The following is a 16,303-nucleotide window of genomic DNA, read 5'->3' on the forward strand; positions in this document are numbered from 1 at the left end:
AACTATATATCGTATCTTAGTTATTGATTATTTCGATTTACTTTATTTTTAATTTATAAATCGTCCATATTTTGTCCAAATTTAGACACTATTATATATACTATCAGAAGTGAATAACTTCTGACTCCCCCAACAAAACTTTTTTCATACCGGGTCGATCGGCTCCCCACTGGTCGACCCCTCCTCCCAAAAAAACAACCACCTATCAATCTTGATAGGTGGTTTTATTATGCTGTCAATACTTCTGAGCTCTCTGTCTCTTCTGTTATGTTGTCTTCTACCATGACCTCGGCTACGCTATCTCTCTCGCTATCTGCCATGATCGAATCAGTCTTCCTGGGACCTCTTACCCCAAAGCTTCCTGTATATCTGAGCGCCCCCAGGATTTTCTTAACATTCTTAAGTTCCTTGTCCATATCCTCAACTCTGGCACAGACAACAGTAGGAACTCCACTGCCATTGAACTCTACTCTAAGTCCTGAATCCTTAAGTGTCTTGAAAGCCTTAAGCTTGTCTGTTGTACTTATTTCATCTACTTCTTTTATATTCTTTGCCATATCTTGTGCCTTTCTTTAATTCAAACACAATATAACATACATTTAATATTTTTGCAAACGTTCGTTCTGACACAACTGCACAATTTATTAATCGTTATTTCGTATATTATTTTTCGTATTTTTTATACTAAATAGTGTTAAGTTTTCACTTGCCCCACCGATATATATAGTGAGAATAAAAATTCTCACTCCCCCAACAAAACTTTTTTCATACCTGGGCTGTTTAACTCCCCATTAAGCAGCCCTCCTCCCAAAAATTCAAAGAGACGGCCAGTTGACCGTCTCTTTTTTCTTGTTCATCATTACTTGTTTACTGTATATGCTTTTACAAAAAAGTCTTTATCATCCTGCCTTATAAGGCTGGTACCATCTTCTGAAATATAATAGCTACAGCCGCTTGCCGTATAGTTATTATGTACGTTACCAGTAAGGTTATTCCATTCGTCATAGTTGGGCTTACTAATATCGTTAACGGAAGGCTCATAAATAAGCTTTCCTGAGGTTACAGGCTTGATCAAGATAAAGAATTCATCTCCGCCATTTAACTCGATATCTCCAGGAAGCTCAAATGTATGATATCCGCCGCTTATAGCAGCTGCCTTCATGGATATATCAGCATGTCCAAGATCATCCAACCGGATAGTCTCTCCATCATTTTCAGGATTAACGTATATTTCAAACTCGTACTGCTGATATGTATCAAGTCCCATAAGACCTATAGCTTTAAGATTCTCTTTTCCCTGAGCTTTATAGAGCATTCCATAGGCATTGGTAGAATCGCTGTAGGCTGTGACATAATTGTCTGAATCCTCCAAAGTACTGACCATATATGTCAAAAAGCCGGCTGCCTGATAATTGTTGTCGTAGAAGTTACTCTGGCCTGGGACAGCTGATGAATAAGCTGCCACATTATTTCTTCCTGTGGTCTGATCATAATATGACAGATAAAAGCATCCGTTCACTCCAGGTAGCGTTCCCCAGCTGTTCTTACAAATCCATGCTCCATCCCCTGGCGGAGTAATTGCAAAATTATCTTTGCTGTATTCATCATCCCAGCCGATTATCAGAACTTCATGATTGGCTGTAGGAATGTCTTTTCCTCCAAAATCCGCATATAACGTGGAATTGTGATTCTTCCAGAATGGATCATCTGCGTATACTCCAGCTGTAACACTGCCATGCTCCATGATAAGCTGCTTGATCATGTCATTGTTGTCGTAGTTAGCAGGAACCTCGTTTACATCCTGCACATGATATTCGCTAGCAAAGATATCTGAAGGAGTATCACCGTTATCCTGGAAAATGTATTTGGAACCATATAAGCTCTTAAAAGCATCATTTCCTTTTTCGGAAACAGGTCCTTTCCAGGCTGTGAGAAGACTTATGCAAAAGTCCGCAACACCGCCAGTAGCAATATAATTGGTATCATAGTCAAATATCCAGGCATTTTCCTCATTGTCTGCATTTACAAATTCACGGTAGTCGTTATCTATGTATCCATTTACTGAACCTTCGGCCTTATGCATATTACTGTAAGCCATATGTTTTTCAGACAGATCCAGTGTATCTCTGGACAGATTCTCATTGTGAAGCAAAAGGTCGCTTTCTATAGCTCCAAGTGAAGCATAGGTCCAGCACAGATAAGTATAGCCCTGATCCTCTATAGCCGTGATATAGCTCTTTCCATCCACATCTCGTGAATCGTATTTAGTTGGAATTTCTTCTCTGGAAAAAGAACGAGCATCGACAGGAATGATATCTAGAAAATCTCCATTCCCATAGAATTTGTCAGCATCACCCTCAGATATGCTGATAGCCTCAGGTATAGTAATGACTTCTACCTTTTCTACCGGCAAGGCGACTGGCTGAGGCTCTGTGGCTTCCTCTGTTGCAGAAGCTATAGCTTCATCAGGCTTGTCAGAAGTAGGAACTTCGCTACTATCCTCTACTTCGCTATTAGTAGCAGTTACCTGCTGCTCTGTTGTAGCAGAATTATTCCTACCAGATAAGCTATAAAAAGCCACGCCACAAACACCAACAACCGCAACGCCAGCGATTATCGCAATTATCACTTTCTTGTTCATAATATGCCCCTCATCTCATAAATAAACAAATAAGCGTTATTTTGTAATCAACAATATTATTTTACAACAATCGTGTTAAAAGAACCAAATAAGGACTGCGAAATATCTTTAGCAAAGGCTTCATAGTCAATGTAGTGATAGCCGCTTCGCCATCCATCTATAATTCGGAGCATAGGATATTCCTTATCTCCCACTCGCCATACGCTATAGCCAACTACGACAACTGTATGATCCTTGTAGTAGCCTCGTGCAATATTCATAATAACAGGCCTTCCTTCAGATATCTCTTTAACCACCTGTTTCTCAAAGGTCCAGACATAGACGCCCTTACACCTGGTCTTTATGCCATACCTTCCAAAAGATTCCTTGGCTATACCAGAAATAAAAAATGGAATCGTGCCTATCTTGTCGTTATAGCCGTAACTCTCTGCAATCTCTTCCACATCGCGGTAGATTTCCCTGATATCCTCAGGGATCCCCGGAAGATTTCTCTTTTTGCGATAGTAATCGATAACTCTGGTAACAGCTACAACAGAACAGTTTCTGGTGCGTCTTCCGCTGATTTCCTCCATGGATTTATGGTCCATGACAACGGAGCGTCCTCTTTTAACAAGGACGCCACGCTGTCCGTATTGTTCCATCAGATATTTAGATACATTTGTGATTCCGCCATAGGGTTTTCTTTTCATGTAAAAATATCACTTTCGGCACTTTATTTATAAACGGTCAGATTACCATATACTGATGCAACTCTTCTTCCTGACAGATCAGTAAAGCCAGCAAAATCCCCGTAGTCAGAGCTTAAGTAAGTTCTAGTACGACATTTTTCAGATACGGTAGTAATCTCTTCAGTATTCTCATCTAGGAAATATACTGTACTATCACTTATATAGTACACCTTCTTTTCGCAGGGTACATACTTAAGTAATGTACTGTCGCTTACCTCGCCAAAATCATACATATGATAGTCCTGATATTTATGAAGGCCATTGTCTGTATCTATAAGCCAAACAGTAGATAGGTCCTTATTGGCCACAAAATCGCGAGTCTTATATTCCAGTTCGATAAACTCATTTTCTACCTTGTGGTTAGTCTTAACATTGCCCTTATATACGTGATCATCCTTGATCAAAAGATAATCCATCTCTTTATCATGAATATTAAAGTAGGTGATCGCATCATCTTCTGCTAAACTAATAGCATCCTTGTGGGCATCATAAAACCAATAATCTCCCATGTATGCATCTATAAAGCATCCCTCCAGGGAAGGAACATCTACCGTTCTAACCCTGCTTGGACCTTCTATGACCTGCAGATTTTCTTTAGAGAAATAAAAATTATTAGGGCTATTCCCAAGAACTCTTCTAAGCTTATCGTTCCTGTTACTATAATACCAAAGCTCTCTGCCATAGATAAACAAATCTGTGCAGTCATCGTTTACAATAAAGCTCCATTGATTATCATATTCAAAAACAGATATCTGATGCAGCTCTCCATCATGATAGCTATATACCCAGGTTTTATTGCTGTATTTATTAGTATCGTAATAAAACGCTCTTGTTCCATCATCAGATACCGCGATAGGAAACAGTATCTCATCGGAAACTGGAGAGGTTACAGCCTGCTGGCCATATGGAATGATACGAGTCTTGTTTTGGTGAAAGAGGGTTACATATTTACCATTTGATGAAATGGCGTATTTAGAGTCCTTAATAATTCCGTCATTAACCTTAATGTGCTCATTATTAGCTACATCATACACTTTTACTGCATTAGTGATATCATTACAGTACAGAATATATCCGCCGTCCTTACACATTATGCCATAGCTCTGAGTTCTTCCGCATATCAGAACAGGGTCGAGATTGCCATCCACATAGTAAAGAACTCTATCAGCCGTAATAGCTGCCTGTTTATGGTCATAGGATAAACTTATATTTACCTTGTCGAACCGAGTAAAATAGTCATATACATCGCCATTTTCACTATATAGAATCTTGTCATACATATAAAACTCAGGGCTGTCTATATCTGTAACCTGCGCATATTTTATTACTCTGCCATCACCAGATCTTTCGTGCGTTTTCTCATAGTGAACTACAGCAGTGCGAATGGATGGAATACCAATAAAAAAGAATACTATTCCAACTACCAGCCACAATCTGATTCTATTCCTCTTTTTCCTACTCATCATTTTTTTCAGATATTCCTTAACTGCCAATTAACATAATATTTCCAAATATTCTGGCATATCTCTTTTGCATGTTATATGAGAACACCAGAAAGTCTTCATAGTCATAATAGTAGGAAGATATATAATCTGCTTCGCTATATTCAAGTCTGCAATCCTCAGGATCTTCTCCTACAGAGTAGAGACTGTCATTGTCTATAAAAAAGAGTCTTCCACTAAAACGGTCATAATGAATATAGGTACAATAACCAGACCTGTCATACAAAAGCTTGCTCTCTCCGTTTTCATATAGCCATATATTACAGTCTCTATCCACGTAATAAATTTTAGAGAGATTATCAGCGACATCAAATGTTCTGACTATTGTATCTATATCCTCGAGTCTGCTACTTGTTACACAGCCATCTTCCATAGTATCTATACAAAGGTAGTCTTCCACGTCTCTATACAGTCTTTGTGCCACCCCATTATCAAAGCCCAGATGGTCATAAGTACCAAAACCACCTAGTTCAAGCGGATTCTTATACGGAGAGTAGAAATAATACGCTGACTGTATTGTATCCAAAATACATCCCCTGAAGCTTTCTACATCTGCTATTTTGATACCGGAATATTTACCATCTATTCCTACTGGATCATTTGCGCAGTGTACCGTGAAAATATCTTCATCAAGTATCTTTTTGCCTGTTTCCATGTGGATGTCATAATAATAGGTTGCGTCATTATCATAAACAAAGCATTCAGTACACTCATCATTAACGATGTAGTCGAAATAGCCGCCTCTGGTCACTTCAATGAGTTCTCCATCGTGGTAACTAAACACAAAATGAGTCTGGTCGTCATAAAGTTCAAAGAAACCTCTCTCTCCATCAGGAGAAATATGAACAGCTTTAAGCTTCTTTTTACTGACTATAGTGTAAGAATCAGTATCCTGAACATCCTTAATAACTGCTCCCTGTTCTTTATCGAAAAACGCTATATATCTGCCATTTGATGAGATAGCGCTGTCATATAACGGGATATTACGAGAATGTATGGGTATTTTCCTTCCTGCGGATCCATCATAAACGCATCCACATTGCAGCTCATCCATGTCATTATATAAGACAAAATTGGCCTTTTTACTGATGATAGCCCTTGTTTTACTCTCAGACAGATAAACAGGCTCAAGCTTGCCATCAACATAATATAACTTTTTTTCTGAAGTGACAGCCATAGCCGTACCATCGAAATTGGTACTGTAATAATTATATTCCGGACTCTGAAAGTCCATGCAAATATCACCATTCTCGCTATAAAGAATGTCATCCATCTCAAAAATTCTGGGATTATCTACGTCAACATGCTCCGCTTTTTGAACAACAGTTATATTCTTTTGGGAACTTACAATTTTCTTTTTCCTGGCATCCTTAACTGCCAATACAGCGCATAAAATAATTAGTATAAAAAATATAAGTACGAAATATCTGATTTTCTTTTTCATTCTATCCTCCGCCCTTACAGCACTACTCATAATATCACATTAGTCCAAATATTACTTTACTTTTAGCCCGCATTTCTGGATAATATTGATTATGGAAAAAAGTGAGCATTTATCGGTATCTGAGGCATCTGAAATACTTGGTATCAGCCCTGCTACCGTCAAAAACTGGATAAAGCTCGGTAAACTAAATGGCACCAAAATCGGTGCTTCTTTTTGGCTAGGCAAAAGTGATGTAGAAAAAGCATTATCTGGCCTTGAATCATCTGATGCTCTTCGTAAGAGGCGTAATAAATCTCGCCTTAGTTCAAACTTTATTCCCAAATCATATATCAGTAATTCATCTCCTAATTATAAAACAATCAAATCACTGATTTGTGACAAGGAAATCACCGAATATTCTATTTCCAGCATTCTATATCACTGCGCTAATCAGCTTATGAAGCTTGCCGGAATAAATAATGAGTATTCAGAAGCTTTGTCCATTCCACTTATAACTCTGGATAATGCTAGTGAGTCTAACACTACACTCCCACGCCCGATCAAGGCAACAAGTGGAAGTATTGACGCTTTCCTAAATTGCTATCCACTTAAGCTTGTTCCATCTGAAGATACTCTTGGTATGCTCTACCTGTCGCTTAGAGGTCTCCAGGATAAGAAATCAACAGGCGCTTACTATACCCCATTTTTTGTTGTTGATGAGCTTATTAGAGAATCTTTGTCGGATGATGCCAGCGCATATAATAATAAAACTTTTATTGATCCTGCCTGCGGAACCGGCAATTTTCTTTTACGACTTCCTGATTCAATTGCGCTTTCCAATATCCATGGAACAGACATTGATTCAACCGCTGTATTTATAACAAGGATCAACCTTGCCATTAAATATCATATTTCTTCCAGGTCGGAACTGGAAATCCTCAATAATAATGTAGTAACCAAAGATTTTCTTTTTGGCGAATACAATGATCACTATGACATAACTTTAGGTAATCCACCCTGGGGATACTCATTTTCCAGAAATCACTCCGCTCTTATCAGAGAGAATTACAAATCTTTTGATGGAAGTGGCAAACCTGAGTCGTTTTCTCTTTTTATAGAAAAAGCATTGAACGTTAGCAACGAAATCACATTTCTTTTACCGGAAACAATCCTTGGATCTGACTATCATCAGGGAATACGCAAGTACATTACTGATTATTCCTATGTTGTCAGCATCAGTTATCTAGGTGAAGTATTTGATAAGGTTCAGTGTCCTTCTGTGATCATTAAGCTCAGCAAGAATAATGATTCCGGGTCTGTAAAGTCATCTTTTTATAAAAAAGAGGCCAAAAAGGGAAAAAAACTTAGCCTTGAGAGAAGCTTTTCTGTCCCTTCCATCCGCATAAATGCGGACAATTTCAATATTCTAGCTGATGATAAGGAATTTAAGATTCTAGATAAGATGAACAGCATTCCTCATTTTAATTTAGGAGGTAATGCAGATTTTGCACTTGGAATTGTGACGGGAGCCAACTCAGCTGTTCTGTTTGATACTCAGATTCCTGATTCTGAGCCTATTATCAAGGGTAAAGATATATCGAAATATAAAATAGAAATAGGTAATACCTACACAGTGTTTAACCCTGACAGATACCAGCAGGTCGCTCCTGTAAACTTCTACCGCACGGATAGCAAACTTTTTTACCGTTTCATAGCTACTGAGCCAATAGTCGCTTTGGACAATCAGGGACTTGTTTCTCTTAATAGTGCTAACATCATCATTCCTCACGTTCAAGGATATGATAACGCATATATTATGGCCATTCTAAACTCTTCGGCTATGAGTTTTTACTACAGGCATATCTGTAAGAATATGAAGGTTCTGCGCTCAGTGTTAGAAAGCCTGCCTATACCTGTTTGCGATACTGACGTCATGAAGGAAATATCCAGTCTTGCAATGTCTATCCAAAAGGCTTACGAAAACGGCTCGGAACCTGATAATAATATGCTAAAAAGACTGGATAAATACGTCAACAGACTATATAATTTAAATGCTGATGACGAAAAAATTATATTACGATTATAGTTTACTTTTACGATTTAAAGTGCTATAGTATCAAAAGATTTATGTTTTTAGGAGGATTTTAATAAATGTCTTTTGAATATATACAGAAGCTCCCTACACCAGATGAGATCAGGGACAGATTCCCACTCACCAAGGAGCTTGCAGCTGTTAAGGCTGAAAGAGACAAGATGATTTCAGATGTTTTCACAGGTAAGAGTGACAAGTTCCTTGTCATCATTGGACCTTGTTCAGCAGATAATGAAGATTCAGTCTGCGAGTACGTTTCACGTCTTGGTAAGTTAAATGAGAGGGTTCAGGATAAGCTTATTCTGATTCCTCGTATCTATACTAACAAGCCACGTACTACAGGCGAAGGCTACAAGGGCATTACTTCTCAGCCTGATCCAGAGGGCAAGACAGATTTCCATGCTGGTCTTATTGCTATGCGTCACATGCAGCTCAAGGCCATCGAGGAGTCCGGACTTACAGCAGCTGATGAGATGCTCTATCCTGAGAATTGGGGCTATGTTGCAGATATTTTATCCTATGTGGCTATCGGTGCCAGATCTGTAGAGGATCAGGCTCACCGTATGACAGCCAGCGGTTTTGATGTTCCTGCAGGAATGAAGAATCCTACAAGTGGTACTCTTTCTGTAATGCTCAACTCTGTTTATGCTGCTCAGCAGGAGCACTGTTTCGTATACAGAGGCTACGAAGTTAAGACTAATGGTAATCCTCTTGCACACTGCGTTCTTAGAGGTTCCAGCAATAAGCATGGTCAGTCAATTCCTAATTACCACTATGAGGACCTTTCTCTTTTGCTTCAGCTTTATAATCAGAGAGAGATTGTTAATCCTGCTGCTATCATTGACTGTAACCACAACAATTCCAATAAGAAATTCATGGAACAGATCAGAATCTCCAAAGAGGTTCTCCATTCCAGAAGTCTTAATCCTGATATCAAGTCTCTTGTTAAGGGAGTTATGATCGAGAGTTACCTTGAAGAAGGTTGTCAGAAGATAGGCGAAGGTGTATATGGTAAGTCCATTACAGATCCTTGCCTTGGATGGGATGATACAGAAAGACTCATCCTCGAGATGGCAGAACTTGTATAATTAAATCAGTTTCTAATACGGGCCCATTCATATGGGTCCTTATTTTTGCCCTTTGCTCTTGCATATTTGGACAATGTGGAAGCATCGCTAATGCCCATCATCTCCTGCACTGCTCCAAGGTCTGCGCCATTCTCAATTAAATGCATGGTAAAAGAGTGTCTTAATGAATATGGTGTAATATTCATATCTATTCCAGCTCTTTTTACATAGGTTTTGATGAGTTTCCAGAGTCCTTGTCTGGACATAGGTATACCTTTATAATTCACAAAAACATGCTGCTCGTTACCTGATTTATCAGCAAGCATTTCATCTCTTGCATACAACAGGTATTCATTAAGGGCTTCCTTGGCCTTTTGGCCATAGGGAATTACTCTGTCCTGACCAAATCTAAGACAGTTAAGGCTCATATCAATATTTCCAAGTTCAAGCTCAACAAGTTCTGAAGTTCTAAGCCCTGTCGCGTACATAATCTCCAGAATAGCCTTATCTCTTTTTCCTATAGCATCATCTGTAAATTCCTGAGACAAAAGGCTCTCTATCTCGTAGGCGCTCATAATTCTGGGCATTGTTTTACCTGCCTTGGGCGCCTTGATAGCCTCTGCAGGGTTATCCTGAATGTTACCATTTTCCAAAAGGAATCTGAAAAAAGCCTTTATAGATGTAAGGCTTCTGATGATTGAGCTTGTGGCACAGTGTTCTTCCTGCATTGAGTTAATATATGCAAACAGTCTGTCCTCAGTAACATCAGTAATAGATGTCACTCCTCTGTTTTCCATGTAGAGTGCCATTCGCTTAAGATCTCTTTTGTAGGATGAAATTGTGTTTACTGACGCTTTCTTGACAGTTTCAAGATAGAGTCCAAATGAATCAATCAGCTGTTCCATACTCTGTTTCTTTTCCCAAATAATATAGTAACCACAAAGGCATAGTCATAACAATCGAATAGCCATACCTGAAATCAACCATAGGAGCAGCAATTACAAGTGTTCCTACCTGCATCAGCAAAAGAAGTTTGCACAGTATGCCCTGACGCTTATAGATGCAGATTCCTGTAGCTATAACAAGAAGCCATGTATAAGTGCCGATGCTCCATAAAAGGCCGTAAAGCGGAACAAAGTCTCCCAGCTTCATGCCAATTTCCCTTAGTTTAACAACTATTTTACCACCGATCTTGGGATCCCAGAAAAGGCCAAATTCATTGCCCATAATGCCATCCATATCTCCTACTCTATAGGAAACATCTGGATTAATGTAACCCCCATTAAGGTCATACCAGGCCTTAATAGATTCTCCTGGGTTAGAAGCATTCATTCTAAGATACATCCTGAAGTACTCAGATTTATTATTCTCAATTTCCTCAGGGTGACCGGCTCTGACCAGTTCCTTAATGTTATCTGCAAAGTCAGGTGCATATAGCTCCTTGATATAAGTGGTATCAATTACTTTATCGATAAGCTCCTGATCCTTGGGCTCTAAATGTCTGTCGTCTACTAGCATTCTTGCTGTCTGCTGAACCGGAACGGCCAGGGATTCAACCATATCAGGTTGAGCTACTCCTGCATTTCTCATGACTGGTCCTTTTATGATAAAAACAGAAACCAGAACAATAAGCGCAGCACATGTAGCTCTCTTAATATCTTTCTTAAATGTTATCAGCAGAAATGGCGTCCATACTATAAATGCATACCATGCGTTGGACCTGAATAAAGCAAATAGAATGCCAAGTACTGCGAAGGTGAACCAAATGAGTGTAGTCCTATTATCACTACACTCGCCTTCATCAGAGCATCCTTTAGAATAAGACTCTCTAAGGTCGATAACACAGCATAATAACAGCATTGTGATTCCTGCAAATATGATATCCTTCCATACAGTCACCACAAACACCCCGTTAAATGGCACAAGTGCATAGAACATTGTTGCCAGTATCTGTAATTTTCTGGCCCTTATATGAGTTACCAAAACTCCGCAGCATATAGCCATAAAGATCATCTGAAACAAAGTATATAATGCAATGCCTATCTGGTGGTCCTTATGAAAAAGAGTCGCAATATCACAAAAAAACTTGATCAAAAGAGTATGCACAATCGGGTGGTGATTGGATACTGGCTCAACTCCAAAAAACTCAGCATACTGAACAAGTGAATCAGCCGTCATAATGCCTGGATATTCATATAGGAAATATGGAAACCAGCATGCAAAACATAAACTAGCAATTATCAGAACGACTCTTGTTCCAGTAAAAGAAGACTTAGTGTCCAGGAACATTTTTCTGACCAGTTGCAAAGCGTCGTTACGCTTCTGGCCACTAAACACTGAAATAGCAAAGCCTACCAGAATATAGCATGTACATACCATTCCACACAGAACTATCACAATGCTCATAAGTTTAAAGAGCTTACTGTCAAAACCAGCTGTAATCCTGTTCCTAAGCATAAATGTCATTCCGATTCCATAGGCTGCTGAAATACTTATTAAATAAGGTCTTATCTTATCCTGAACAAGTGCCATCCAAAATAAGACCACAAAAAAGACTACCGTTAGAGGGTTTCTAACGGTAATCCCTGATATTTGCTGTAAAGCCCAACAGCCAAAGAAGGCTGTTACAGCGCTCTTTATTGGTTTAAAATCAAAATCTGCTAATCCTGTCACAGATCAGTTCCCCTCGCTCTCCATTATCTGGTTAAGCTTATCTGCGATTTCCATTCCGTCAAAAGTTGCAAAGTAGTCTCTTGGTGTCTCTGCTCTTCTGATCAGCTTAACAGAGCCATCTGTCTGTAATAATAACTCTGCGCATTTAAGCTTACCGTTATAATTATACCCCATTGAGAAGCCATGTGCGCCAGCATCATGAATAAAAAGATAATCTCCCCTATTAATTTCTGGAAGCTTCCTATCTATAGCAAATTTATCGTTATTCTCGCAAAGTGAACCAGTTACATCATATACATGATCTAAAGGCGCATTTTCTTTTCCAAGAACAGTAATATGGTGGTAAGCGCCGTACATTGCAGGACGCATAAGGTTAACTGCACATGCATCAACACCGATGTATTCCTTGTAGATATGCTTCTCATGGATTGCCTTAGTAACAAGCGCACCATATGGAGCCATCATGAATCTTCCCATTTCAGTAAAGATAGCTACGTCGCCCATACCTGCTGGAACAAGGATCTTCTCAAACTGCTCTCTTACACCCTCACCAATTGCCTTGATGTCATTGCCTTCCTGATCTGGAAGATAAGGGATTCCAACACCACCAGAAAGGTTGATGAATGCGATCTTGCATCCAGTCTCCTTCTGCAGTTCCACAGCAAGTTCAAAGAGCTGTCCTGCAAGCTGAGGATAATACTCATTAGTAACTGTATTGCTGGCAAGGAATGCATGAATTCCAAAGTTCTTGGCTCCCTTGGACTTAAGGAGCTTGTATGCTTCAAAGAGCTGATCCTTGGTCATACCATACTTGGAATCTCCAGGATTATCCATGATTCCATTGCTCATCTTGAAGACTCCGCCTGGATTATATCTGCAGGAGATAGTCTCAGGAATTTTGCCTATTGTCTTCTCAAGGAAATCTATATGTGTGAAATCATCAAGATTGATGATAGCACCGAGCTTATCTGCATAAACAAATTCTTCAGCTGGTGTATCATTTGAAGAAAACATTATGTCTGAGCCCTTAGCATTAACAGCCTCGCTGAGCATAAGCTCAGTCTTGGATGAACAGTCAAAGCCACATCCACACTTCATAAGAATTTCCATAAGTACTGGATTAGGTGTAGCCTTTACTGCAAAGTACTCTTTAAAGCCTTTATTCCATGAAAAAGCATCATATACTGCTTTGGCATTATCTACTAATCCCTTTTCGTCATAGAGATAAAACGGTGTAGGAAAATCTTTTACGATATTTTCAACCTGCTCTTTGGTTACGTATGGTTTCTTCATAATATAGCTCTCCTCGTGATTCCTTTAGATTTTAAACAATTTAATATAGACTTTAACATGTTAACGCATCATATTGCAAGTACTAATTATTAAATGTTTTCTATCTGCCAGTCGATTGGCTTCTGACCATTTTTCTCAAGAAATTCATTACACTGACTAAAATGTTTGCACCCAAAGAAGCCTCTGTAAGCTGATAAAGGACTAGGATGTGGCGCTTCAAGGATCAGATGCCTAGGGTTATTTAGCATACTCTTTTTCATCTGAGCAGGTTTGCCCCATAGCATATATACAATTGGTCTGTCCTGTTCATTGACAGCCTTTATGATCGCGTCAGTAAAATTCTCCCAGCCTCTTCCCTTGTGTGAATTGGCCTGATGAGCGCGAACAGTCAGAACCGTATTGAGCATCAAAACGCCCTGATCTGCCCATTTTTTGAGATATCCATTATTAGGAATGTAACAGCCCATATCATCATTTAATTCTTTATAGATGTTCACCAGTGATGGCGGCGTATCTGCCTTACCGGGAAGCACAGAAAAAGATAATCCGTGGGCCTGCCCAGGTTCATGATATGGGTCCTGTCCTAATATAAGAACCTTCACATCCTTAAGAGGTGTTAGATGTAATGCATTAAAAATATCATCTGATGGAGGATATACTACATGTGTAGAATACTCCTCTTTTACAAATTCAAATAATTTCTTGTAATAATCCTTATGAAACTCCCCCTGAAGAGCAGGAAGCCAGTCATTTGAGATCATTGCCATTTGCTTATAAACCTTCCGTTTCAAATATTAGCTTAGTACATTTATCAAATTCTTATAGAAATACCTCTATCTTTTAGGTATCTCTTTAGATCGCATATTTCCATTTCCTTGAAGTGGAATAAGGACGCAGCAAGAACAGCATCTGCCTTGCCCTCTGTAATAGCATCGTAGAAATGCTCCATTGTACCTGCTCCGCCTGAAGCAATAACTGGTACATCAACAGCCTCCGCTATCCGTCTGGTGAGCTCAATATCGTAGCCAGCCTTGGTTCCATCGCAGTCCATACTTGTTATAAGAATCTCTCCTGCTCCAAGCGAAACTCCTTTTTTGGCCCATTCTATGGCATCTATGCCCATATCGATTCTGCCACCGTGTTTGTAAATGTTCCAGCCACTTCCATCAGCTCTTCTCTTGGCATCTATAGCAAGTACTACACACTGACTTCCAAATTTATCAGCAGCTTCTGCTATAAGCTCAGGTCTGTCTATAGCAGCTGAGTTCACAGCAACCTTATCAGCGCCCTCCCTCAGAATTGCTCTTACATCATCAACTGTTCTGATTCCGCCACCTACTGTAAAAGGAATAAATACCTTTTTGGCTACTTCTCTGACCATATCTGCAACAGTAGCACGTCTCTCATTAGAAGCTGTAATATCCAGGAAAACAAGTTCATCAGCTCCAGCCTTGGAATAGGCTTCACCAACCAGAACCGGGTCACCTGCATCTATAAGATCAACAAATTTAACACCCTTAACTACTCTGCCATTATTAACATCAAGGCATGGAATAATACGTTTTGTCAGCATTCGCTCATCCTCCCAAATCAAACATCAAGAAAGTTTCTAAGAATCTGCATTCCTACATCAGCACTTTTTTCCGGATGGAACTGACAAGCAAATACATTACCTGATTCAACTGAAGCATCTATAGTAACTGAATAGTCGGTAGTAGCCGTAACAATGCTCCTATCGGCCGCCTTAAGATAATAGGAATGAACAAAGTATACATAAGCTCCCTGATCTATTCCCTTGTAGAGTCTGCCCTCACGTGGAAAGGTTAGTCTGTTCCAGCCAATCTGAGGAATCTTGTAGCTGTTTCCCAGTTCATCAGTCTTGGGGATACTGACTATTTCTCCACGTAAAATGCCCAGGCCACTAACTCCTTGTGATTCCTCACTAGAATCAAACAGAAGCTGTTGGCCCAGGCATATTCCCAAAAATGGGGTTTCATTAGCCACAATGCTATCGATTGTGGACTTTAAGCCATATTCATTTATTCGGCCCATGGCATCACCAAAGGCACCTACACCAGGAAGTACAACATGGTCAGCCTTAAGGATCTCTTTAGGGTCTCTGGTAATAACTGTATTGGCACCAAGATATGAAAAAGCCTTCTCTACACTCTTGATATTGCCTGCATCATAATCAATTATTGCTACCATGTGGCATCAACCTCCAACAATAAAGTTCGATGCCCTCTACAGAGTTCCTACAATCTCCATCAGTCTGATAGTGTAGTCTCTTTCCTTTTTAATAGAATTTATCTCAGAAATATCTGTCTCTGATAATCCATAATTAGTTGAAAGCAACGATTCTATACTATCGTACACACTCTGAACCTGAATTTCAACATTGAATTTAGCTGCTTCTTCCAAAAGATCACCCTTATTGCGCATGCCCATAAGGAGCATATCAAGAGCTTCTTCTTCCATATTCATAGCAACATAATTCTCATATCCGGACAAATATCTCTCAGCCCATGCAAGGACTCTTGACTGTTCATAAATAACAGTCTGATCCTCTGTCATTTCCTTGCCATAGAGCATTTTATATGCAGTTACGTATTCCCTGTGAGTATAAGCTGTTGCAGCCTTTTCATTAGCTATTCTATCAGGAAGCACGATAACAGGTATCATAAACAAAATGCCTATACTTGCTGCAAATATAGCTGAAATAGCTATCTTCTTAGGAGACATTACCTTTTCAGGAGCACCTGGATCCTTAGGCTCTTTAGGCTTTTTCTCCTTCTTTGGCTTAGGCGGCTTTTCCTTCTTAGGCTTTTTCTCCTTCGGAGGCTTTCCTTCTAAGGCTTCGGTTCCTTCTTGTTCTTTTCTTTCT

General features: G+C 39.4%; 14 protein-coding genes. 2 read left to right on the forward strand and 12 right to left on the reverse strand.

Annotated features, from left to right (window positions below; all coding sequences use genetic code 11):
- Positions 1-227 precede the first annotated feature (227 nt).
- The 5 genes from IJI01_RS05310 to IJI01_RS05330 form a co-directional block, all read right to left on the reverse strand.
- Positions 228-557, reverse strand: coding sequence for a hypothetical protein (locus IJI01_RS05310; RefSeq protein WP_292186883.1), 330 nt, complete (start codon positions 555-557; stop codon positions 228-230).
- A 302-nt stretch (positions 558-859) separates the two neighbouring features.
- A complete protein-coding gene (locus tag IJI01_RS05315) occupies positions 860-2,641 on the reverse strand; it encodes a C1 family peptidase (protein ID WP_292186885.1) in 1,782 nt (593 codons plus the stop codon).
- A gap of 56 nt (positions 2,642-2,697) precedes the next feature.
- Positions 2,698-3,330, reverse strand: coding sequence for a C39 family peptidase (locus IJI01_RS05320; RefSeq protein ID WP_292186887.1), 633 nt, complete (start codon positions 3,328-3,330; stop codon positions 2,698-2,700).
- 23 nt (positions 3,331-3,353) lie between these two features.
- Complete coding sequence (locus IJI01_RS05325) at positions 3,354-4,862, reverse strand: hypothetical protein (protein WP_292186889.1); 1,509 nt, start codon at positions 4,860-4,862, stop codon at positions 3,354-3,356.
- Positions 4,852-6,315, reverse strand: coding sequence for a hypothetical protein (locus tag IJI01_RS05330; protein WP_292186892.1), 1,464 nt, complete (start codon positions 6,313-6,315; stop codon positions 4,852-4,854). The genes IJI01_RS05325 and IJI01_RS05330 overlap by 11 nt, the downstream gene beginning before the upstream one ends.
- 91 nt (positions 6,316-6,406) lie before the next feature.
- Here IJI01_RS05330 and IJI01_RS05335 point away from each other — a divergent pair, with 91 nt between their 5' ends.
- Positions 6,407-8,380, forward strand: coding sequence for a TaqI-like C-terminal specificity domain-containing protein (locus tag IJI01_RS05335; RefSeq protein WP_292186895.1), 1,974 nt, complete (start codon positions 6,407-6,409; stop codon positions 8,378-8,380).
- Positions 8,381-8,445: 65 nt separating this feature from the next.
- Positions 8,446-9,474: a 3-deoxy-7-phosphoheptulonate synthase gene (locus tag IJI01_RS05340; RefSeq protein ID WP_292186899.1), complete on the forward strand. Its 1,029-nt coding sequence runs from the start codon at positions 8,446-8,448 to the stop codon at positions 9,472-9,474.
- A 5-nt stretch (positions 9,475-9,479) separates the two neighbouring features.
- Here the strand turns inward: IJI01_RS05340 and IJI01_RS05345 are convergent, their stop codons facing one another.
- The 7 genes from IJI01_RS05345 to IJI01_RS05375 form a co-directional block, all read right to left on the reverse strand.
- On the reverse strand, positions 9,480-10,358 hold the full coding sequence (locus tag IJI01_RS05345) for a tyrosine-type recombinase/integrase (protein ID WP_292186902.1): 879 nt from the start codon (positions 10,356-10,358) through the stop codon (positions 9,480-9,482).
- The gene (locus IJI01_RS05350) at positions 10,342-12,126 is read right to left on the reverse strand and encodes a DUF6020 family protein (protein WP_292186905.1); all 1,785 of its coding nucleotides are present in this window, start codon (positions 12,124-12,126) and stop codon (positions 10,342-10,344) included. The genes IJI01_RS05345 and IJI01_RS05350 overlap by 17 nt, the downstream gene beginning before the upstream one ends.
- Before the next feature lie 3 nt (positions 12,127-12,129).
- Positions 12,130-13,422, reverse strand: a complete 1,293-nt coding sequence (locus IJI01_RS05355; RefSeq protein ID WP_292186947.1) for a diaminopimelate decarboxylase — start codon at positions 13,420-13,422, stop codon at positions 12,130-12,132.
- Between the two features lie 86 nt (positions 13,423-13,508).
- Positions 13,509-14,186: a uracil-DNA glycosylase gene (locus IJI01_RS05360; protein WP_292186907.1), complete on the reverse strand. Its 678-nt coding sequence runs from the start codon at positions 14,184-14,186 to the stop codon at positions 13,509-13,511.
- Between the two features lie 44 nt (positions 14,187-14,230).
- Positions 14,231-14,992, reverse strand: a complete 762-nt coding sequence (hisF, locus tag IJI01_RS05365; protein WP_292186910.1) for an imidazole glycerol phosphate synthase subunit HisF — start codon at positions 14,990-14,992, stop codon at positions 14,231-14,233.
- 17 nt (positions 14,993-15,009) lie between these two features.
- Entirely contained in the window at positions 15,010-15,627 is a 618-nt protein-coding gene (gene hisH / locus IJI01_RS05370; protein ID WP_292186913.1) for an imidazole glycerol phosphate synthase subunit HisH, read from the reverse strand.
- Between the two features lie 36 nt (positions 15,628-15,663).
- Positions 15,664-16,303, reverse strand: a 640-nt coding sequence (locus IJI01_RS05375) for a hypothetical protein (protein ID WP_292186917.1), incomplete at its 5' end; no start/stop codon positions are given.

The sequence above is a fragment of the Butyrivibrio sp. genome (assembly GCF_017433805.1).
Taxonomy (GTDB): domain Bacteria; phylum Bacillota; class Clostridia; order Lachnospirales; family Lachnospiraceae; genus Butyrivibrio.